Raw genomic sequence first — 222 nt, forward strand, 5'->3', positions numbered from 1 at the left:
TGTGGATCTGGCGCGCGACTTGATTCGCTTGTATGGGTTCTCGGAGGAGCAGATCCGGATCGTGTTCACGGGTTTGCGGCCGGGCGAGAAGCTGTATGAAGAACTGCTTGCCGATGACGAAACTACGACCCGCACGCCGCATCCGAAACTGCGGATCGCGCAGGCGCGAGGCGTGCCGAATCACTTCCTCGATGAATTGTTGCCGTGGCTGATGCAGCATCG

The 222-nt window shown here is 59.5% G+C and carries 1 protein-coding gene; it reads left to right on the plus strand.

The genetic code is table 11. The features are described from left to right. Positions 1-222 (plus strand): polysaccharide biosynthesis protein (locus tag EOS_RS43015; RefSeq protein WP_047898351.1); only part of this gene is annotated, 222 nt, incomplete at both ends.

This window comes from Caballeronia mineralivorans PML1(12) (assembly GCF_001028175.1).
GTDB lineage: Bacteria > Pseudomonadota > Gammaproteobacteria > Burkholderiales > Burkholderiaceae > Caballeronia > Caballeronia mineralivorans.